Annotated in this window: 16 protein-coding genes, 7 pseudogenes and 1 other annotated feature; of the genes and pseudogenes, 4 read left to right on the top strand and 19 right to left on the bottom strand. The window is 36.4% G+C overall.

Going from position 1 to position 22,155, the window contains the following annotated elements:
• Positions 1-15 precede the first annotated feature (15 nt).
• Together hisS and JCM21714_RS19850 are read right to left on the bottom strand one after the other, a co-directional pair.
• Positions 16-1,286, bottom strand: a pseudogene (hisS, locus tag JCM21714_RS12045) (histidine--tRNA ligase).
• A gap of 54 nt (positions 1,287-1,340) precedes the next feature.
• Positions 1,341-1,557, bottom strand: a binding site (T-box leader).
• Positions 1,558-1,610: 53 nt separating this feature from the next.
• Positions 1,611-1,796, bottom strand: a complete 186-nt coding sequence (locus tag JCM21714_RS19850) for a hypothetical protein (RefSeq protein ID WP_148295025.1) — start codon at positions 1,794-1,796, stop codon at positions 1,611-1,613.
• A gap of 209 nt (positions 1,797-2,005) precedes the next feature.
• Between JCM21714_RS19850 and JCM21714_RS12050 the strand changes: the two genes are divergently transcribed.
• Entirely contained in the window at positions 2,006-2,785 is a 780-nt protein-coding gene (locus JCM21714_RS12050; RefSeq protein ID WP_235182815.1) for an N-acetylmuramoyl-L-alanine amidase, read from the top strand.
• A gap of 288 nt (positions 2,786-3,073) precedes the next feature.
• On the opposite strand, the gene dtd is transcribed toward JCM21714_RS12050, so the two are convergent.
• The 9 genes and pseudogenes from dtd to JCM21714_RS12085 form a co-directional block, all read right to left on the bottom strand.
• Positions 3,074-3,535, bottom strand: a complete 462-nt coding sequence (gene dtd, locus JCM21714_RS12055) for a D-aminoacyl-tRNA deacylase (protein ID WP_035724666.1) — start codon at positions 3,533-3,535, stop codon at positions 3,074-3,076.
• 17 nt (positions 3,536-3,552) lie between these two features.
• Positions 3,553-5,762, bottom strand: a pseudogene (locus tag JCM21714_RS12060) (RelA/SpoT family protein).
• 221 nt (positions 5,763-5,983) lie between these two features.
• Entirely contained in the window at positions 5,984-6,496 is a 513-nt protein-coding gene (locus JCM21714_RS12065; RefSeq protein WP_035724669.1) for an adenine phosphoribosyltransferase, read from the bottom strand.
• Positions 6,486-6,917, bottom strand: coding sequence for a single-stranded-DNA-specific exonuclease C-terminal domain-containing protein (locus JCM21714_RS24215; protein ID WP_369403576.1), 432 nt, complete (start codon positions 6,915-6,917; stop codon positions 6,486-6,488). Before JCM21714_RS24215 ends, JCM21714_RS12065 begins: the two co-directional genes overlap by 11 nt.
• Complete coding sequence (gene recJ, locus JCM21714_RS24220; RefSeq protein ID WP_369403577.1) at positions 6,884-8,392, bottom strand: single-stranded-DNA-specific exonuclease RecJ; 1,509 nt, start codon at positions 8,390-8,392, stop codon at positions 6,884-6,886. The genes JCM21714_RS24215 and recJ overlap by 34 nt, the downstream gene beginning before the upstream one ends.
• Positions 8,389-8,811: a DHH family phosphoesterase gene (locus JCM21714_RS24225; RefSeq protein WP_369403578.1), complete on the bottom strand. Its 423-nt coding sequence runs from the start codon at positions 8,809-8,811 to the stop codon at positions 8,389-8,391. Before JCM21714_RS24225 ends, recJ begins: the two co-directional genes overlap by 4 nt.
• 56 nt (positions 8,812-8,867) lie before the next feature.
• Positions 8,868-9,197 carry a LapA family protein gene (locus tag JCM21714_RS12075; RefSeq protein WP_035724672.1) on the bottom strand — a complete coding sequence of 110 codons (330 nt, stop codon included), beginning with the start codon at positions 9,195-9,197 and terminating at the stop codon, positions 8,868-8,870.
• Between the two features lie 129 nt (positions 9,198-9,326).
• A pseudogene (gene secDF / locus JCM21714_RS12080) lies at positions 9,327-11,588 on the bottom strand (protein translocase subunit SecDF).
• Positions 11,589-11,669: 81 nt separating this feature from the next.
• On the bottom strand, positions 11,670-11,957 hold the full coding sequence (locus JCM21714_RS12085) for a post-transcriptional regulator (RefSeq protein ID WP_035724674.1): 288 nt from the start codon (positions 11,955-11,957) through the stop codon (positions 11,670-11,672).
• A 169-nt stretch (positions 11,958-12,126) separates the two neighbouring features.
• Here JCM21714_RS12085 and spoVB point away from each other — a divergent pair.
• Positions 12,127-13,616, top strand: a pseudogene (gene spoVB / locus JCM21714_RS12090) (stage V sporulation protein B).
• 17 nt (positions 13,617-13,633) lie between these two features.
• Here the strand turns inward: spoVB and JCM21714_RS12095 are convergent.
• A complete protein-coding gene (locus tag JCM21714_RS12095) occupies positions 13,634-14,305 on the bottom strand; it encodes a DUF421 domain-containing protein (RefSeq protein ID WP_439644462.1) in 672 nt (223 codons plus the stop codon).
• A 60-nt stretch (positions 14,306-14,365) separates the two neighbouring features.
• A pseudogene (locus JCM21714_RS12100) lies at positions 14,366-15,676 on the bottom strand (ArsB/NhaD family transporter).
• A 157-nt stretch (positions 15,677-15,833) separates the two neighbouring features.
• Here JCM21714_RS12100 and JCM21714_RS12105 point away from each other — a divergent pair.
• On the top strand, positions 15,834-16,214 hold the full coding sequence (locus tag JCM21714_RS12105; protein WP_035724676.1) for a TIGR04086 family membrane protein: 381 nt from the start codon (positions 15,834-15,836) through the stop codon (positions 16,212-16,214).
• Between the two features lie 94 nt (positions 16,215-16,308).
• Here JCM21714_RS12105 and yajC read toward each other — a convergent pair whose 3' ends face one another.
• From yajC to ruvA, 6 genes and pseudogenes are all read right to left on the bottom strand, one after another.
• Positions 16,309-16,572: a preprotein translocase subunit YajC gene (gene yajC / locus JCM21714_RS12110; RefSeq protein ID WP_035724678.1), complete on the bottom strand. Its 264-nt coding sequence runs from the start codon at positions 16,570-16,572 to the stop codon at positions 16,309-16,311.
• A 17-nt stretch (positions 16,573-16,589) separates the two neighbouring features.
• Positions 16,590-17,732 carry a tRNA guanosine(34) transglycosylase Tgt gene (tgt, locus tag JCM21714_RS12115; RefSeq protein ID WP_158413508.1) on the bottom strand — a complete coding sequence of 381 codons (1,143 nt, stop codon included), beginning with the start codon at positions 17,730-17,732 and terminating at the stop codon, positions 16,590-16,592.
• Between the two features lie 16 nt (positions 17,733-17,748).
• Positions 17,749-18,785, bottom strand: a pseudogene (gene queA / locus JCM21714_RS12120) (tRNA preQ1(34) S-adenosylmethionine ribosyltransferase-isomerase QueA).
• Positions 18,786-19,026: 241 nt separating this feature from the next.
• Positions 19,027-19,231: pseudogene (locus JCM21714_RS19330) on the bottom strand (DUF2905 family protein).
• Complete coding sequence (ruvB, locus tag JCM21714_RS12125) at positions 19,228-20,232, bottom strand: Holliday junction branch migration DNA helicase RuvB (RefSeq protein WP_035724681.1); 1,005 nt, start codon at positions 20,230-20,232, stop codon at positions 19,228-19,230. The pseudogene JCM21714_RS19330 and the gene ruvB overlap by 4 nt, the downstream one beginning before the upstream one ends.
• Before the next feature lie 19 nt (positions 20,233-20,251).
• On the bottom strand, positions 20,252-20,851 hold the full coding sequence (gene ruvA, locus JCM21714_RS12130; RefSeq protein ID WP_035724683.1) for a Holliday junction branch migration protein RuvA: 600 nt from the start codon (positions 20,849-20,851) through the stop codon (positions 20,252-20,254).
• Positions 20,852-21,019: 168 nt separating this feature from the next.
• On the opposite strand from ruvA, the gene JCM21714_RS12135 reads away from it, so the two are divergent.
• On the top strand, positions 21,020-22,155 hold a 1,136-nt coding region (locus JCM21714_RS12135; RefSeq protein ID WP_035724686.1), incomplete at its 3' end, for an MFS transporter.

Raw genomic sequence — 22,155 nt, forward strand, 5'->3', positions numbered from 1 at the left:
TCCTTGTCCCCCCCCTTATAAAATCCCTTGCATATGTGTAATAAGCTGATCAATTGCTATTGCTTCTTGTTCGCCGGTTTCCATGTTCTTAACAGCAATTTGATTATGAGCTAATTCGTCATCACCAAGTACGATAACAAATTTAGCCTGTAAACGGTCAGCAGCTTTAAATTGTGCTTTGAATTTTTTTCCTTGATAATCTTTATCGACTTGAATCCCTGCCTGTCGCAAATCATTTGTAATGGCAGCAGCCTTTAAATTTGCCGTCTCACCAAGTGCCACAACGTAACAATCTAATTGCTGATCAATTGGTAATGACACATTCTCTGCTTCTAACGCCATCAAAAGACGCTCAATACTTAAGGCAAAACCAATACCAGGAGTCTCTGGCCCACCAAGATCCTGAACTAATCCATTATATCGGCCGCCACCGGATAATGTGGTAATAGCACCAAATCCATCTGCATCACTCATAATTTCAAATGCAGTATGGTTATAATAATCCAAACCACGAACTAATTTAGGATCAACTTGGTAATTGATACCCATTTCATCTAAATAAGCTTTTACCTTTTCAAAATAGGCTGCTGAATCTTCATTTAAATATTCCAATATAGATGGAGCATCTTGCATTTTCGGATGATCACGGTCTTTTTTACAATCCAGTATCCGTAATGGATTGTGTTCCAGACGGTTCTGACAATCTCCACATAGTTCTTCTTTCACAGGTGTAAAATGATCTATAAGTGCTTGTCGATGGCTCGCGCGACTTTCCTGATCCCCCCCAGACTATTGATTACTAGCTTTAATGATCTTAAACCAAGTGTTTGGTAGACACTCATTGCTAAGGAAATCACTTCCGCATCAATCGCAGGGTCAGCACTGCCTAGTGCTTCGACTCCATATTGGACAAATTGTCGCATTCTTCCTTGTTGTGGTCGTTCATAACGAAACATTGGCCCAATATAAAATAATTTCGTTGGCTGATTGGGAGCACCAAATAATTTGTGTTCAACAAATGAACGAACAACAGAGGCAGTCCCCCCCTCTGGTCTTAATGTAATGCTTCGGTCTCCTTTATCTAAAAAGGTGTACATTTCTTTTTGGACGATATCTGTCGTATCGCCAACACCCCCCCGCTGAAATAATTCGGTATGTTCAAATATCGGTGTGCGAATTTCCTGGTAGTGAAAGCGACGGCTTAAATCCTTTAATTTTTCTTCGACATATTGCCATTTTTCTGTGACACCAGGCAATAAATCTTGCGTACCTCTAGGTGCTTTCATATGATTTCCCCCTCTTATTCGATGTTATTTTAAGCACAAAAAAACCCCACCCAAAAAAGGGACGAGAGTTTACCCGTGTTGCCACCCTAGTTGAAGTAAGATTACTTCCACTCAAACAGTTAACGCCTGCTTACGTTCATACTTACTCTATTTCAGTACAAAGCCTCTGGAATGTCTTTCACATGAGACAAATAGCAAGAATTCTTTCAGCCTGGGAATTCTTTCTCTTTCCTATCGCATACTCCGTTACTCTTTCCTTCAATGGCTATTATTTATACAATTTTTTCGAATTGTTTATATCATAATCGTTTCATTATATGGTTGTCAAGTTTGTTTCTTATTTTTCGTCACTTTTTGGGTGGAATGTAAGGCAATATCAAACGATGCTGCAATTTCTGTCTGGTACTCTCTTGATTGAAATTCATTAAATTGATGTATTTTTTGCGTGTTGAAATGATTGGTTGCAGCATTTCTGTTTTGTTTATAGTCTGTACGCATTTTCTTTATCATTCCTTTTTTACTTTTTATGTTATTTCCGCTATGATAGAAGTGATCATTTGTAGAAGGAGCGTTTCTTATTGTGAAGAAAAAAGTGGTTTTTATAACGATCTCAAGTATCGTTCTTATTTTGTCTATGTCTTTGTATATTTATGCGAAAGAAGTGGAAATAACAGGGGGGAAATTTAAATGTAAGAACGGGACCTGGAACTGAATATGAAGTGATCACGCAAGTTAACCCTCCAGAGATCTATACCATACTGGAAGAATCAGAAGAGTGGGTAAAAATCCAACTTGCTAATAATGTGGGATGGATACATCAGGATTATTTTGCAATTATAGAAGATCAATCAGCATCAGATTCAGATGAGTTAACTGAAGAAGAATCCCTATCTGAGCCTAAGACGACTGAAATGAAAGATGCCGAGACAAACGCTACAGAAATTACTGTTCAAACTAATGGAATTAGCGGAAAACGAATTGTCATTGATCCTGGTCATGGAGGAAGAGACGTAGGAGCTATCGGAGCTTCTGAAGGCTTTGAGAGCTATTATACACTTGATACGGCATTAGTGATGAAACAGGTTTTAGAAGATTACGGTGCTGAGGTATACCTGACTCGTAATCAGGACCGGTATAATCCATTGACTAGCAGAGTAACTTTTGCTAATTTATACCAAGCGGATGTATTTTTAAGTGTTCATTATAATAGCACGCCTGAATATCCGAGTGCTCAGGGAATGGATACCTTTTACTTCTCTGAACGTGATCAGCAGCTTGCCTCGTATATTCACGAAGGTTTAATTGCATCAACGGATGCACGTGACCGTGGAGTGACACAACGTGATCTGCAAGTTTTACGTACGAATCATCGACCCTCTTTATTATTGGAGTTGGGATTTCTCTCAAATGAAACAGAAGAAAATCGCATCCAATCCAGAGTATATCTGGAAGCCATGAGCCGAGGAGTTGTTAATGGTTTACAGCAATACTTCAAATAAGCTAAAACCATTAAATATTCACCTATGAAAAACGAATGAAATATTATTAGCCAAAGAATATCTTATTACACATAGGACAGATTATGCGATATAACTTCAATTTACTAAGTAGTCATTTTGAAATTTATATTAGTTGTAACAAGCCGGAGCGGCTGTTTAGCAGTAAAAAGCTTTCAAAATTGAAACAGGCATTATGTCGCATCATCTTCCTTATCCACACGACTAAATTTTTTAATTTACTAGACAATAAAAAGCCATACTTTTTTAAGCATGGCATGACATTATTGTCTATTTCTTTGTTTTGCGATCTATAGAGTCGAGAATGATGGTTACTGGTCCTTTGTTGGTAAAAGAGACATCCATCATTTCACCAAATGCACCAGTTTCCACATGAATTCCTTCTAATCGAAGTTTGTCATTAAAGCTTTCGTAGAGTCTAGTTGCGATATCTGGTTTTGCAGCTTGCATAAAATTAGGTCTTCTCCCTTTGCGGGTATCCCCCCCATATAACGTAAACTGCGAAATGGATAAGATACTTCCTTCAACATCTTTTAAAGACAAATTCATCTTACCTGTTTCATCTTCAAATACACGCAAATTCACAATTTTGTTTACGAGATATTCGATATCTTCCTCTGTATCTCCATGGGTGATACCGATCATCGCTACATAACCATAATCGATTTTTCCTACAATATTTTCCCCTACCGATACAGAAGCTTTATGTGCTCGCTGTAATACTACTTTCATTGATTTGCTCCTTACCCTTACTGAATTGTTCGTTCAACGGTATAGACATCCTGAATCTGCTTCAGTCGTTCTACGATACGTCGCAAATGGTTAATATTATGGATTAAAATTGAGACATGAATAAGTGCAATCTTATTACGATCCGACTTGCCACTTACAGCAATTATATTTGTCTTTGATTCATTGATCACTTGTAATACATCATTTAATAACCCACGGCGATCGAAACCTGAAATCTCAAGATCAACATGGTATGACTTTGATTCAGATACATCGTTTTCCCATTCCACAAAAATTAAACGGTTTTCAGCATCTTTTGGTTGCACATTTGGACAATCCTTACGATGAACAGAAACCCCTCGCCCTTTCGTGATATATCCTATAATTTCATCTCCAGGAACTGGATTGCAACACTTTGACAATCGTATTAACATGTTGTCAACACCTTCAACACGAACGCCAGAATCTCGCTTGGACTTCTTCCTGATCGACTGACCACTTGCATTTACTTCTTCTATTTTTTCTGCAATATTTTTATTCTTTTCTTGTTGTGCCCGAATCTTTTCTGTTAAACGGGTAACAATTTGTGCAGGAGTAATCCCATGATAACCGACTGCCGCAAACATATCTTCTTCTGAACTGAAGTTAAATTTCTCTAAAACGATCACAACATTCTCTTCTGTTAACACATCTTTTGGTGTGAATCCTGCTTGTCTGATCTCTGCCTCAACCATTTCGCGTCCTTTTATTACATTTTCATCACGACGTTGCTTTTTGAAGAATTGTTTTATTTTATTTTTAGCTTGAGAGGTCTGTGTCATCTTTAACCAATCTTGTGAAGGACCATAAGAGTGTTTCGATGTCATCATTTCAACGATATCACCATTTTTCAATTGGTAATCAAGTGGCTCCATTTTGCCATTTATTTTAGCTCCAATTGAATGATTTCCAACTTCTGTATGAATTTTATAGGCAAAATCAATGGGAACCGAACCTCTCGGTAGTTCAATAACATCGCCTTTTGGTGTAAATACATAAACCATATCTGAAAATAGATCTACTTTTAGTGATTCCATAAACTCTTCGGCATCATTTGCTTCTTTTTGCCATTCCAATATCTCACGAAACCATGCAAGCCGGTCCTCATTGGATTGCTGGGATGGATTAACTGATTTTCCTTCTTTATAAGCCAATGGGCAGCAATTCCATATTCAGCAATTTCATGCATTTCTTTCGTACGAATCTGCACCTCTAATGGAGCGCCTTTTGGACCTATCACTGTGGTATGAAGAGATTGATAGAAGTTCGGCTTTGGCATCGCAATATAATCTTTAAAACGGCCTGGCATTGGCTTCCAGCACGTGTGAATAATTCCTAAAACAGCATAACAATCCTTTATACTTGAGACAATAATCCTAACTGCTAAAAGGTCATATATTTCATTGAATTGCTTTTTCTGAAGCATCATTTTCCGGTAAATACTATACAGATGTTTTGGTCTACCTGCAAATTCCGCATCGATATGGACTTCTTTCAGTTGTTTTTTCACTTCATTCATTACTTCTTCAATATAATGGACCCGTTCTTCACGCTTCTGTTTCATTAAATGCACAATACGATAATACTGCTGTGGGTTTAAATAACGCAGTGCAGTATCCTCTAATTCCCACTTGATAGCAGAAATCCCTAATCGATTGGCTAATGGAGCGAAAATCTCTAAAGTTTCATTAGAAATACGTCGTTGTTTCTCAGCGGGTAAATGTGTTAACGTACGCATATTGTGTAAGCGATCTGCTAACTTAATCAAAATTACACGAATATCTTTCGCCATAGCTATAAACATTTTCCGATGATTCTCTGCCTGTTGTTCTTCTTTTGACATATATTTTATTTTACCTAGTTTGGTTACCCCCCCATCAACCAGCATGGCGACTTCTTCACTAAATTCTGTTTCTATATCTTTAAAGGTTACCGATGTATCTTCCACAACATCATGTAAAAATCCACTGGCAATTGTCTCAGGATCTAATCTTAAATCCAGCAGTATTCCAGCAACCTGTACTGGATGTATAATGTATGGTTCACCAGATTTACGATATTGCCCCCCCTCATGTGCCTCTTCGGCGTATTGATAAGCATATTTAATAAAGGATATATCGTCATCGTTAAGGTAGCTTTTTGCTTTTTCAAATACCTCTTCAGGCGTTAATATTTTATCTTTTGGCATGTAATCACCTTTTATCATTAGACTTTCCCACTTTACTGTACAGTAAGTGTTTTATCTATCATATCAAATAACTTCTAACATTTCCTTATTTTAAGTTACATTTCTCGACAATTTACACATCTAGACAAAATAAAGGAGTCTAATCACTACGCACGTCTCAAACTTTTACTTGATTCCAATTATGAAAAAACAGAGCACTCAGTTGAGCACTCTGTGTTGTCCTAGTATTTCATTAATGTCAACACATCGTAGCCGTCTAATTTATCACGACCACTTAAGTAAGTTAATTCAATCAGGAACGCACAGCCTACCACGATTCCACCCAATTGTTCTACAAGGTTGATTGTTGCTTCAATCGTTCCACCAGTTGCTAACAAATCATCTGTTATAAGCACTCGTTGACCAGGTTTGATGGCATCCTTATGAATGGTTAAAACATTTTTACCATATTCCAGTCCGTAGTCTACTTTGATAACTTCTCGAGGAAGTTTACCTTCTTTACGCACCGGAGCAAATCCTATTTCTAATGCATATGAAACAGGACATCCAACAATAAAACCCCTCGCTTCCGGACCAACAACCAAATCAATTTCCTTTGTTTCTGCATACGTAACAATTTCATCTACTGCTGATTTATATGCGGGACCATTATCCATTAAGGTCGTAATATCTTTAAATCTTACTCCTTCTTTCGGCCAATCTTCAACAACTGTAATGTACTTTTTATAATCCATAAATCTTTTCCTCCTCAGGTATCTCAGCTTTCATTTGCTCAGATATCCATGCTTTTAATTGTGTATATGATGAATATATTAACAATTCTTCTAATTCCATCGATTGTTTTCGTTCCTGATATACTTCTGCTTCTGTTAAATCCTTTTTCGAGGGATTATCTGTGGGAATGATCACACCATTTTGACGTGTCACAAAATGAAGCTCATGAAATACTTGGAACATAAATTTAATTTTTTCTAATTTCCAGCCTTTATGTTGTGCCAGTTTTGGAGCATCAACTTTATAATCAAAATATTTCCTTGTTAGCAGAGATTGATATAACCACTTAAACTCTTCTCTGTTCGGTAAAGAGCGAAAATAATTACTGCTACTGGTTTTAAAGCAAACTAATAACCGCTTGAAGTCAACTCCCTGTAGCAATTTTCTGATTTCCCCCCTATTGAACGAGGCAAGTCTAATAAATATAAATTATCAACCGATTTTTCATTTGATAAAATTGTATCAAGATCAGAAATAGGAATATCTTTGCTCTCCATGCCGTTAAAGCTAACAAAAAATTGATTTGATTGATTACTGTCTATCTGCTTGTTCCAATTATTTGAGCCTCTAAAATCAAACAATTGCCAGCTGGTCACTGCAACATCTTTTATCATTATTTGTGGTTTGCGTATACCATTCCACTCATTGACTTGAAGTTCTCCTATCACTTCGATCGGTGTCTGTTTTGCCAGTAAAGGAAATTTACTACCAAGATTAAATCCTATACTGTCAATCTGAACACCATCCTCAGCAAATTTCATTTTTAAGTGATTTTTCGTAGCCCCCCCAATTTGTATTATATCAGATGGTGTTGCTTCTAAGTGAAAGAGTGGTTTGGGATTTCCCATTCCAAATGGTGCTAGCTGGTCAATTGTTTCTAAAAGTTTCATATCGATATCCGAAATCATAATTTCACCATTCACTTGAAGCACTGGACGGTAATCATCATTGGTCAATTGCTCATTTGCAATTTCATCTAATTTTTGTTGTAATAAATCGATGTTCTCGCTAGGTAACGTCATTCCAGCTGCTTGTGCATGTCCACCAAAGTGAGTAAATAAATCTTTATACTGCATACAATTATGAAACATATCGAAGGCATCAATACTTCTAGCTGATCCTTTTGCCTGATTCGTATCAGGATCAATCGTTAAGACGATGGCAGGTCGATAATAGGTTTGTACTAACTTAGATGCCACAATACCTAATACACCTTGGTTCCACCCTTCTTTTGCTACAATAATTACGTTCTGATTTATTTCTGTTTGTTCGAACATTTCAATCGCATCTTTGGTAATATCCGCAACAATCTTTTGCCTTTCTGTATTCAATTCCTGGATATAGTTGGCAAATTTCTCTGCTTCATGAGGGTCATCTGTTAACAGTAAATCGACTGCTATATTTGCATCTTGTAAGCGTCCTACGGCATTTAATCGTGGACCGATCCGAAAGCCAATATCCTCTTCAGTTGCATTCCCTTCCATTTGGCAGAGTTTCTTTAATGCTTTTAATCCTTTTCGTTCTGAACGGGTCAATGCTTGCAAACCATAGTGCACCAATATACGATTTTCATCTATTAATGGCACTAAATCGGCTATTGTTCCAATGACAACCAAATCAAGAAATTGTTTAGGGAAATAACCTAACAGATGCTCTGCAAATTTAAACGCTACACCAACTCCAGCTAATTCTTTAAAAGGATATTGATCAGAACATTTTGGATGAATGATCGCATATGCATCAGGCAGGGTTTCTTGCATTTCGTGGTGATCGGTAATGATCACATCGATTCCTAATTCATTCGCAACTGCTACTTCCTCTACTCCTGCTACTCCATTATCAACCGTAATAATCACTTGGAACCTTGACGATGCGCTTCTCGAAAAGCCTCTTTATTTGGTCCATATCCCTCTGTAAAACGATTAGGGATATAATAGTCACACATTGCTCCACTTTCTCGTAATGCTTCCACCATAAGCGTGGTGGATGTAACACCATCTGCATCATAGTCACCATAAACAAGAATACTTTCGCCATCTTCAATCGCCTTTTTAACTCTGTTAACGCCTTTATCGATATCTGAGAATGCTGTGGTTGCATGTAATTGATTTAATTCAGGTTGTAAAAATTGATCAGCCTTTTCTGCAGTATCCATTCCTCTTTTCAATAATATCTGTTTGATTATCGGAGAAACATTTAGATCTGCTAACTCTTGTAAATTTCCAGCATTTGATTCGTTATATGTAAAAATCCATTTTGATTGACTTTCTAACATAAATTCACCCCTGACTCACTTATTATACAAAAGTGTATCAAGGGTAGCAAACAGTATTATTTTACTGTTTCGTCATTTTCATCTAAATCAGTTGTTTCGGAAGATACTATCTCTTCATCTACTGCAGTCTTTTCTTGTGCTTTTAATGTATTGATTTGTGAATTTGCTGATTTTAATTGTTTTTGCAAGCGAATTACCCGTAAAACTCCTACAGAAGCGGTAATAATGACACCCATTAACACAGAAAATAAAATAACAAGGATAAGTGGTGCCTGACCACTTCCAAAAAGATAATCTACCTTCACGGGATCAACATTGATCACAGCAAAAATGGCAATAATAACCGCAAATACCACAGCTAAAATGATGTACGTTTGTCCTTTCATATGCATACCTCCTTCGATAACTTCTATATACTTATACCTATTATAGCGAATGCAATAAACCATGTCGATTATCATATTTCCAATATAAAAACAGAGCATTAAGGTATTCTTAATGCTCTGTTTTACAAATTATACTTGAGGACCGTCGTTATATTTTTTTTCGGTATAGACAATTGGTTTTTTCTTTAATTGTTTTACTGCGCCAAACTAACCATAACTGTGTAGCAATAAATAAGGAAGAATACGTACCTGCAATTAAACCAACCACTAGCGCAAAGGAAAAGTTTGTAATCGCAGAAGCACCAAATATTAGTAACATAACAGCAGCAAATACAACTGTTAATACGGTATTAATACTTCTTGAGAGTGTCTGCATCAAACTATGATTAATAATTTTAGCTAACTCAGTAAACGAACGTACCTGTTTCTTCTTCTTGAGATTTTCCCTAATTCGGTCAAAGGTTACAATCGTATCATTAATCGAATAACCTACAATCGTTAAAATCGCAGCAATGATGGTAATATCAAATTCCAGCCTTGTAATACTAAACAACGCAAGAATAAAGAAAGCATCGTGTAATAAAGCGAGAATGGCTGTTACAGCTGAGTAGAATTCAAATCGGATCGTAACATAAATTATAATCCCAATCGAAGCATATAAAACAGCTAAAACCGCATTTTCGGCTAACTCTTTCCCGACGACAGATGACACCGTATTTACAGTCGGCGCACTACCATATTTATCTTCAAAATAATTTCGTACCTCAGCAACCTTTTCTTGGGATAATTCCTTGGAAAAACGTGCTACTGCAATATTTTGATTGTCACCAGACAGAACGATAGGAGCACTTGCTTCTAATTCAAGATCAGCTAATCCATCTTCAATTTCTTCGGTTGTTAAGGCTTGATCCGCTAATATTTCAACTCTTGAACCAGCCGTAAAATCAATTCCTAAGTTCAATCTAAAAATAGCTAAACAGGCAATACCTATGACGACCAAAGCAATAGATACCCGAAAAAATTTCTTGCGATGTGTAACAAAGTCAAACTGACGACCAAAAATAGTCGGCTCTATTTCTTCTTTACTATTAATATCTAGAATTTGCTCTTGCTTGACGCCAAACCAGCCTTGTCGTTTATTCAAGAAATTACTGTTGACCCATAGGCCTAAAAATAATCTGGAACCAAACACAGCTGTAACAAAGCTTAAAATAATACTAACTAATAATAATGTCGCAAAACCTTTAACAGAACTTGTACCAAAAATAAATAATACGCCTGCAGCTATCATAGTAGTAATATTCGCATCGAAAATGGTAGATAAGGAATGTTTATTACCAGCTTTGAATGCTGCCTTCACTGATTTACCCTCTTTTAGTTCCTCTTTTATTCGCTCATAAGTTATAATGTTGGCATCAACAGCCATCCCAACCCCTAGCACAAGGGCAGCAATTCCCGGCAGGTTAACACACCGTTCATCAGCTGGAAGACTAATAATACTAAATAAACATAAATACTTAATGTTATTACAGCAATTACACCTGGAAATCGGTAATAAAAAATCATATAAGCAAAGATTAATAATACACCAAGCATACCAGCAAAAACCGTTTTATCTAATGCCTGCGCACCGAACTGGGCGCCAACAGAATTCGAATACTCTTCCTGCAAATCTACCGGTAAAGAACCTGCATTTAATAATGCAGCAAGCTGCTGTGCTTCCTCGATTGCAAAACTACCTTCGATCATAATATCGGTTGTTCGTAATACACTGTCAAAATTTGGAGCAGAAACTACTTTTGATTCTTCCCCTTTTTTGATTTCTTCTCGGTATGTATCGCCTTCTTCGTAATCCAGCCAGATCACAATTTGATTTGGTAAATCAGGATCATTTAATATAGTTTCAGTAGCGTTACCAAAGACATCTGCATCTTTAAATTTCACGCTGACAATAGGTTGGTTTGTATCAGGATGAAAGTCTTGCCTTGCACTACCTTCTTTAATATCTGAGCCATCTAAATATTTTTTTCCGTTTACATCCCTAAACGATAATTCAGCAGTTGTCGAAAGCATTTCACGTGCTTGTTCTTGATCTTTAACACCAGCAAGCTGAACGCGAATACGATTCGGCTCTTCGATATTAAAATTTGGCTCACTAATACCGATCGCATTTACACGACGCTCCAGATTCTCGACTGTCGCCTCTAGAACGTTTGTGGTAACCTCTTGACTTTCATCTAAAGGTTCGACATCATACAAGACTTCAAAGCCACCTTGTAAATCTAATCCAAGTTTAATTTTATTCGCTATATCTGAATAGGTTGTTCCTATCGTTGCTCCTAATACCAAAACAATTAGAAAAAAAGCAACAAGTCTTCCTCTTTTAACCATCTGTAAAGCCTCCCTAGAATTTCACAACAAACATATCATACTATAAAAATAATTACATAGACAAGCAAAGAAAGAAACTTTTTATTTTTTCCCTAACAACGCATCTAGTGAATCCTGCAAATTATTATCCTGCCAAGACTGTTGCGTTAAATACATCATATATATATTCGATGGCAAATGAAAAATATCCTGCACTACTTCATGTAACGCTTTTTCAGGATCTCCCTTCCATACTTTTTTAATTAAGCATTCCCAAATATCCTCTGATGTTGCTTTTGAATATTCTAGTAGTTTAAATTCGCTAACTTTACTATCCAAAACACTTTGTAACTCTTGCTTCCATAATGAAACGACTTTTTTATATGTCATAATGCTTTCCTCCATCCGCTGCTAAAAATCTATCCCAATTTGTCATGCTTGTCCTCATATCATGCATATACTTCATTGTATATGAAAATTTTCCATTTGAGAAGGTAGGTCGAGTAAAGTGACCAAACAAAATTTTTTAAAAGGAACCATTATATTAATTATCGCAGGAATGATTACTCGCTTCTTAGGTTTTATTAATAGAATTGTTGTGGCAAGATTAATGGGGGGGGAAGAAGGAATTGGTCTCTATAATATGGCTTTGCAACATTATTTTTAATGTATACTATTTCTCAAATTGGACTTCCCATCGCCATTGCTAAACGTGTGGCAGAAGCTGATGCAAAAAAAGATATGAAGAAAATCAAACAAATTTTGATTATCTCTTTATCTATCACGATTAGTCTAAGTATACTATCTTCTTTTTTAATGTATTTAATCATACCCTATATTGCTAATCATTTATTAACAGATAAGCGGGTTTTTTATCCGATGATGGCAATTATACCAATTATTCCTATAAGTGCTGTTGGCTCCGTAATACGTGGTTATTTTCAGGGACGCCAGAATATGAAGCCTCAAAGTTACGCTCAGGTAATTGAACAGGTAGTCAGAATTGGCTTTATTTTTGTACTTGTCAGTTGGCTGATACCATACGGAATTGAATATGCTGCAGCAGGTGCGATGGTTGCTGTTATCTTAGGAGAAGCTGTCTCTTTACTATTTATGTTAAAAATGTTCCAATTAAAAAAACGGATCAAATTAAGAAAAAATGCTTGGCAATATCTTGCAAATGGAAAAGAAACATTACATCAACTATTCTCCATTGCGATTCCCAGCACAGCAAGCCGACTGGTCAATTCCATATCGAATTTTTTAGAGCCCATTTTAGTTGCCCAAAGTCTTGCACTGGCAGGATTTCAAGCTACCGTGGCTACGAAACAATATGGTGCATTAACAGGATATGCTCTACCACTATTATTTTTACCTACCTTCATTACACATTCGCTTGCCATTGCACTAGTTCCCAATATTAGTGAAGCAGAAGCTAATCAGCATAAGAAATTAATCCATTATCGAATGCATCAGGCCATTCGTCTTTCCTTTGCTTCAGGCGCTATTGCAACTGTGTTACTCACCCTTTTTGCGGACAGTATCTTACAATACATGTACGGAACTACGAGTGCTAGTCTGTTTTTAAAAATTATGGCGCCTTGCTTTCTTTTCATGTATATTCAATTTCCTTTAAACGCGTCGCTTCAGGCTCTAGATTTAGCTAAACAAGCGATGTGGAATAATATTATTGCCACTTTGATTAAGTTCGCCTTCTTGGTTATTCTAACTACGAATCCTGAGATTGGTATATATGGTGCAGCCATTTCCATGTGTGTCGGTGTAATTATTGGAACTGTTTTTCACTTAATCACTTTATATCGCGCGATTCATTTTTACATTCCATTAAAAATGCTCTTAAAAATGCTGGTATTAATTTTCTCAACGTTTTGGCTGGGTATTCTATTAATTAAGATTTTCTCTTTTGAAATATCCAATATAATTTCCTTCTTTATTATGGTTATCCTTCTATTTGTCGGATATATCATTTTACTATTCAGCCTTCAATTTATCAGTAAAGATGAACTTCAACAACTACGTAGAAAATAACTCATCAAATTGGTGTGTTATTTTTCATTTTTCTTATCGATGTACCATTCATCATTGACGTCTATCGAACAGAAGGAGACTTGTTTGGTATCATGATAGCCTCGTTCTGCTAATTGTGCTATTAACCATTGTTCATCTTTGCCTAACTCTGCTAAAGCTTTTGATTGTATTCTGCCATCTACTATTAATGGCAAAACAAGTCCATTTATTTTTGCTTGTACTTTATTTTGATTTACTTTTTCAATAATTGATAATTTACCAGATGGTTCTAAAATGGCATATGACACATCCTTAATACTTTCAGTACCATTTTCTCGAAGTTGCTGCAAAAGGTCGTCAAAATTAAATCGATTCTTTTTCATTTGATATTCATCTATTTTTCCTTGTGCAATAATGATCGAAGGTTTCCCTTCAAACCAGGTGCGGAACAAGGGACTTTTTAACGAAATCCATGCCGTTAAACGCTGAATAAGCAATAATAAGACCATAGGAATGAGCCCATAGCCAAAAAATAAATCTAAATCATCAATCGTCAATACAGCAATTTCTGCAATCATTATGTAAACGACAATATCTAATAAGCTTAGCTCCCCAACTTCTCGTTTGCCCATTAACCGAAAGATCAGGACGACGACACCATAATAAAATACGGTTCGAAAAATAAGCGTATATATTTCCTCTATTTCCATCTCAGCCACATCCTCAAACAAACGATACAGTTAGTTTTCCCAAGGACGAGTGGAATATGCCTATAACGGTTGTTGAAACGGTAATAAATAACGAAAATAAATATAAATCGTTGTAATAATCAATGATAAAATCACAATTGGGATTCCATATAGCATAAACTTCAGGAAACCAATCGGTTTATTTTGAGCATCTGCCAATCCTGCCACTACTACATTTGCGGACGCTCCAATTAATGTACCATTTCCCCCCCTAAACATGCTCCAAGAGCCAATGACCACCATAATGGATCCAGATTAGCCATGCCATAGGATTCAAATTCTTTAATTATAGGAATCATCGCTGCTACAAATGGAATATTATCTATAATTCCCGAGAAAATACCTGATACCCAGAGTAATAGTAATGCTGTGTACGTCATGTCACCTTCCGTTAACCACATGATCGACCGAGCAAGTTCATCAATGACACCTACCTCTTCTAAGCCGCCAACTAACATGAATAGTCCAACAAAGAAAAATAATGTCACCCATTCTACTTGCTCGAATACTTTTTCTGCTTCCACTTCTTTCTCACTAATAATTAACAATAAAATTGCTCCAGAAAGCGCAATGATGGTTAAATCAACATGAAAGACAGGATGTAATAAAAAGCCGACAATCGTTAATAGGAGAATCGAAAGAGATTGAAATAATAAAGGCGATTTTATTAAATAACTTGATTCATTCATTTTCATTAATTCCTTGATATTAGCTTCATCAATTTTTTTCAATTGTTTTCTAAATACCATACACAGCAAAATGATAACTACAATAAATAGTGTGAGAGCAATTGGGGGGGCAGTATGTTGTAAAAAAGATAGAAAGTTTAAATGTGGAACAGCTTGCCCGATCATAATATTAGGTGGATCACCAATTAATGTCGCAGTACCACCTATATTTGCCATCACAATAATAGTAACTAGATATGGAAAAGAGGGTAATTGTAATAAACTTGTCAGTGTCAGAATAACAGGAACAAATAGCAAAACTGTCGTCACATTGTCGAGTAAGGCAGAACCTAAAGCTGTTAAAAACCCGATACCAATCAATAAGGGAATAGGCTGTCCTTTTACTAATTTTGCTAAGCCAAGCGCTATATAACTGAATACACCGGTTTTTTTAGTTATAGAAACTAATACCATCATGGCAAACAAAAGTGCTACTGTATTCCAATCTATATAAGAAGTGACAGCATCCTCCCCAGCCATAGACCCCCCCTGTTAGTAATAGCAACACTCCTCCCGCAAGAGCAACTAATGCTCGATTAACTTTTTCAGTAATAATAAAAATGTAGCTAATAACAAACACAGAAATTGAGATGATCACAGACATGGATGGTCTCCTCTCTAACTAACAGATAGATTGACAAGCTATATTACCATCTATATTCAATTTTTTTATAACTATTCGAAAAGCAATTCTTCTATTTCTTTTCGGACATGCATAGATAATGAAAGAGGTGTTTATATCAAATTGGGGGGTGGATCTTTTGAAAACATTCATTAGTGTTTTGTACGGTTGGATTGGTATAGTAGTGGTGTTGTTTCTTGCAAGTATTATTTTGACAATTTTACTTCGCTTTACTTCGCTTGGGGAGTCTACGTTGGAAATGGCAACCTTGTTTATTAGTTTCATAGCATTGTTTACTGGAGGACTAATCGCTGGATTGAAGGCGAAACATAAGGGAATCTTGGTTGGGAGTATTACCAGCCTGCTATTCACTTTTATCTTATTTTGTTATCGATTTCTTGGACTTCATATAGAGTTTACAGTGATTGAATTAGTTAATCATCTTGCATACCTATTTCTTGCCATCATTGGAGGAATTATTGGCGTAAATTTATCTTCTAAGAAAGAAAGCACAAATTAATAAAGATAAACCAGGAACCTGATTACATCTTATTTACACAAATTATTTACACAAAAAACCATGACTTATAGATATGCCATGGTTTTTTTACCTATTAAAGTTGTTCTGTCACTTCACGTACCGCGGAACGGTCATATGTAAGTTTGGAACCCTCACCAGTTGCTAAAACGATTTTATCTTCATCAATTGCATGAACAGTAGCATGAAGACCGCCAATTGTCACAATCTTATCACCTTTTTTCAGATCTGATTGCATCTGACGTACTTGCTTTTGTTTCTTTTGTTGTGGTCTAATTAAAAGAAAATAAAAAATCACAACCATCAAAATTAATGGTGCAAAAGTAGCTAAAGCTTCCATCAAACTCTCCCCCTTTCTTAAAAGTTCTTCGCATTCGGCTTATTAAAACCATATTGTTCAAAGAATACTTCTTTAAAATCACCAAGTCGGTCTTGCATAATCGCCTCACGCACTTGCTTCATTAAGTTTAACAGAAAATATAGATTATGATAAGTAGTAAGTCTAAATCCAAATGTTTCATTTGCTTTTACGAGATGACGAATATAGGCACGAGAATAATTTTTACATGTATGACAATCACAATTTGGATCAATTGGTGAAAAATCCCGAGCAAATTTTGCATTTCTAACAACTAAACGACCTTCAGATGTCATACATGTCCCGTTTCTAGCAATTCTTGTAGGTAATACGCAGTCAAACATATCTATTCCACGTATAGCGCCATCTATCAATGAATCAGGTGAACCTACTCCCATTAAATATCGTGGTTTGTTAGCTGGTAATAATGGCGTAGTAAATTCTAACACACGATTCATGATATCTTTTGATTCTCCTACAGAAAGTCCACCAATAGCATAGCCAGGAAAATCCATTGAGGTTAAATCTTGTGCACTTAATCGGCGTAAATCCTCATATTCCCCCCCACCTTGAATAATTCCGAACAATCCTTGTGTATCTGTTTGACGATGTGCATTTAAACAACGTTCTGCCCAACGACTTGTTCTTTCAACTGATTTTTTCATATAATCATGTTCTGCTGGAAATGGGGGACATTCATCTAATGCCATCATAATATCAGATCCAAGTGCGTTTTGAATATAAATTGCCTTTTCGGGTGATAAAAATAGTTTTTCACCATTTAAGTGGTTACGAAAATGTACACCTTCTTCTTCTATTTTACGTAAGTCACTTAAACTAAATACTTGATAACCACCTGAATCAGTAAGAATCGCACCATCCCAATTCATAAATGGATGCAATCCTCCAGCTTCCTTGACAATTTCTTCGCCAGGTCGAAGCCATAAATGATAGGTGTTCGATAAAATTATATTCGCACCCATTTCCTTTAATTCCTCTGGCTCATCGTTTTTACGGTTGCCAGCGTTCCAACCGGCATAAATGCAGGGGGTATCAAAGGATCCGTGTGGCGTATGAACTTTTCCTAAGCGTGCGCCGGTTTGTTTGCACGTTTTTATATGTTCGTATCTAATTGCTGTCATAATGGTATTCCCTTCTTTATATAATCAGCATTGCGTCACCAAAACTAAAAAATCGATAACGTTCCTCAACTGCTTTATGATAGGCTTCCAAAATAAAATCTCGATCTGCTAGCGCACTGACAAGCATAATTAATGTGGATTTAGGCAAATGAAAATTAGTGATTAATCCATCAATTGCTTTAAACTGATATGGTGGATAAATAAATATATCTGTCCAGCCATTTCGTTCCTCAAAAGTCCCACCTGTATCACTTGCAATGGTCTCTAATGTACGAATAGATGTTGTCCCTACGGATATAATACGATCTCCCCCCGGTTTTTAACTGCATTCAGCTGGTCTGCAGTTTTTTGTGTCATTTGATAAAATTCAGCATGCATTTCATGTTCCTGAATATTATCGACTCTCACTGGACGAAATGTACCTATACCTACATGTAATGTAATAAAAGCTATTTCTATCCCCCCCTTTTGTTTAAGCTTCTCTAGTAACTCTTCGGTAAAATGCAAACCTGCTGTTGGGGGGGCAGCGGCTGACCCTTGTTCTTTTGCATAGACGGTTTGATAACGGTCTTTTTCTTTAAGTTGCTCTTTAATATATGGTGGTAAGGGCATTTCACCTAATTGATCAAGTACCTCATAAAATATACCTTGATAATTAAAGCGTAATATTCGTCCGCCATGTTCTTTAATTTCGATACACGTAGCTGTTAGCTTTCCATTTCCGAAACTAATTTGTGTACCTTCCTGAATTTTTTTGGCCGGTTTTGCTAATACTTCCCAGTCATCGTTTTCGATCTGCTTTAGTAAAAGGATTTCAACTTTTGCGTCTGTATCTTCTTTAATGCCATATAATCTGGCTGGCAGTACTTTTGTATCGTTTAATACGAGACAATCACCTGCATGCAGAAGATCCACAATATCATAAAAATGATGATGGGTAATCGTCCGTTTGTCGCGATTTAATTTCATTAGCCGTGAACTTGCTCGATCTTTTAAGGGTGTTTGTGCTATTAATTCTTCCGGTAATTCAAAATCAAAATCTTCAATTTCCATTTTACTACTCCTTCTATTCACACGTCTTCAATTAAAATATACTACATCATTGTAGCCACAAACTGCGGACTAGTGAAAACTTATTATATACTTCGTTTTAAAACATTGAGATGACATTAAAATCAGTGCTGCGGAAAGCGAAGTAAATGGACGAAGCTAATGGTTCCACTTAACACACTTTCACAATAATCAGTTACTTCGCAGTTTAGTTTTAAAACGATCTTTTTAATGAAAACGGGAGTTATTTTAAGCGTCCGATTATGGTAAAAATTAAGGTTAAAATAATACTTATAATTATTGAAGTCATTATTGGAAAGTGGAAGGAAAAATTGCCTTTTTTAAAGCTAATATCCCCCCCCGGTAACTTTCCGATAAACCCCCCATAACAGACCAACGATAATAAAGACAACCCCTATTACAATAAAGATTTTGCCAAATTCCGTCAAGTCTGAGGCACCTCCCGATCAAAATGAGCATATGCTTTTGGTGTCACCAGTCTACCACGCGGTGTTCGTTGGATAAACCCTTGTTGAAGCAAATATGGCTCGTAAACATCCTCAATCGTTTGGGATTCCTCACCAATTGATGCAGCGATTGTGTCCAAACCAACTGGACCACCCCTAAAACCATCCATCATAGCTAACAGCAATTTATGATCGATATGATCTAACCCTGCCTGGTCAACTTGCAGCATTTCTAACGCTTTTTGCGTCGTTTCAATTGAAATGGTGGATTCACCCTTCACTTGTGAAATATCACGAACCCTTTTCAAAAGACGATTTGCGATACGAGGCGTTCCCCCCCTTGATCTTCTTGCCACTTCTAAGGCGGCAGATTTATCAATTTCCACTTGAAAAATATCTGCCGTACGCTCAACAATTGCACATAAATCCACTACCTCATAAAATTCCAACCGGCTTAACACACCAAAGCGGTCGCGTAAAGGTGCAGATAATAATCCTGCTCTTGTCGTGGCACCTACTAATGTAAAAGGAGGCAGATCTAACTGGACAGATCGGGCACTAGGTCCTTGACCAATTACGATATCTAAACAGAAATCCTCCATTGCCGGATACAAAATTTCTTCAACTGCTCGAGGTAGACGGTGAATCTCATCGATGAAAAGCACATCACCAATCTCTAATGACGATAAAATAGCAGCTAGATCACCAGAACGTTCTATTGCCGGTCCAGAGGTTTGTTTAAATTGAACTCCCATTTCATTTGCAATGATTTGCGCCATTGTGGTTTTTCCTAATCCGGGTGGTCCGTATAATAGCACATGATCCAACGCTTCGTTACGCATTTTTGCTGCCTCAATAAAAATCGATAAGTTTTCTTTTGCCTTATGTTGTCCAATATATTGTTTTAATAACTGAGGACGGAGAGTGAGCTCTTCTGATATCTCTTCGTCTTGTAATTCTCCTGAAATAATTCGCTCTTCCATCAGCAAGCTCCTTTCACCCTTATTTCATTAATAAGGCTAAACCTTTTCTTATGTACGTATCCGCTGTATCACTTTGTTCTTGTGCTAATTGTAATTTAATTTGATAGATTTCCCTTTCCGAATAACCAAGTGATTTTAAAGCTTCAATTGCTTCCAGTAAGGCGTGATTATCTTTTCCTGCAGCGTTATTTTTTGAGGTTAAATGGTCTTCTCGATATTCGAAAGGTAATTTTCCTTTTAAATCTAAGATCATTTGTCTGGCTGTTTTCTTACCAACTCCTGGAAAAGTTGTTAAGAATTCTTCATCCTCTTGTTCAATTGCTACGACAAAATCTTGAACGGAAGACGTCGCTAAAACCGCTAAGGCACCCTTAGGTCCGATACCAGATACATTTAAAATTTTAGAAAAAAGCGATTTTTCTTCTTGATCTTGAAACCCATATAAAATTTGGGCATCTTCCCTCACATAATGATAGGTAAACACCTTTTGTTTTTGACCGATTTGTGCCTGGAAACGATATGGATTGGGACAAATGACTTCATAACCTATTCCATGCACATCAATGATCATCGTTTGTGCTGTGATTTCCCTTATTTCACCTTCTATATATGCAATCATATCATGTTCTCCTCTTTCAACCAATTTCTATTTTTCACAATCGTATGTTCGTATTTATCATAGCCTATTCTAACTTGTTAATCAAGGTCGTCTGAAGCAAAAAAAATGTATAGCCTCTTTTTCTATGATACATTAATATAATGAAAAATTAAAAAAGGATGAACTTCTATGGCAAACTCTCGACAAATCAGGTTTTTGAAAGCGTTAACTTTTTTTAACGCTAGTAACAAAGGACTTATACTACCTTTTTTACCTTTATTTTTAAGCTTTCGAGGCTTTTCTTCCATTGAAATTGGAACGATCCTAGGGATTGCACCAATGGTAAGTATCATTGCACAGCCTTTTTTTGGATATATCAGTGATAAATATAAAACAATAAAAGGTTTATTAATTCTACTATACTTTGCGGTCATTTCAGTTAGTGTCAGTATTTTTTTTAGCACCTCATTTGTTGTTGTCTTTAGCTCTTTTGTATTATTCCATTTTGTCATGTCACCTTCTGGACCATTGCTTGATAGCATGGCGATTAAAAGCCTCGGTGTAAAAAGAAGAGGAGAATACGGAAAAATTCGTCTGTGGGCGTCTATAGGTTTTGCGATCACTGCGTTGGTATCTGGACCTGTACTTGATATTATAGGAATTGACCGCATTTATATCGTCTTTTGGATATTAATTCTATCATTAATTTTCTTAACATTATTTTTAAAAGATAATAACCATTCAGCAGATCCAGTCACAATAAACGGGGTAAAAGAAGTCCTAACCAACAAAAACTTCATGGTATTTCTTTTCTTATGTTTGCTTGTGATTATACCTCACAGAATGAATGACACCATGCTTGTTCTACATTTAGATAATTTAGGTGCTACCACTTTTATGGTCGGTGCTGCCTGGGCATTGGCAGCATTTAGTGAAGTCCCTGTTTTTTATTATTTGAGCCAGCGAATCATGCAATTTCACCATTTATTTGTCTTAGGTATTGTAGCGCTATTTTTCACCATTCGCTGGTTTTTATATGGATTTATTGAATCCGCTGAATGGATTGTGTTCTTCCAAATCTCTCAAGGTCTTACTTTTGGTTTATTTTGGTTAGTAGCATTGCAAACGGCTGTAAAATATGTACCTAATCACTTGAGAAGTACAGGACAGGCCTTGTTAATGTCCACTTGCTTTGGTTTAGGTGGTGCAGTTGGCGGAACTACTGGTGGAGCTATTTTTGATCATTTCGGTTCACAAACAATGTATCAGGTGATGGCGATCATGACGTTTATCGCGATGATTGCAATATTTATAACTTATAATGT

The sequence above is a fragment of the Gracilibacillus boraciitolerans JCM 21714 genome, assembly GCF_000521485.1.
Lineage (GTDB): Bacteria > Bacillota > Bacilli > Bacillales > Amphibacillaceae > Gracilibacillus > Gracilibacillus boraciitolerans.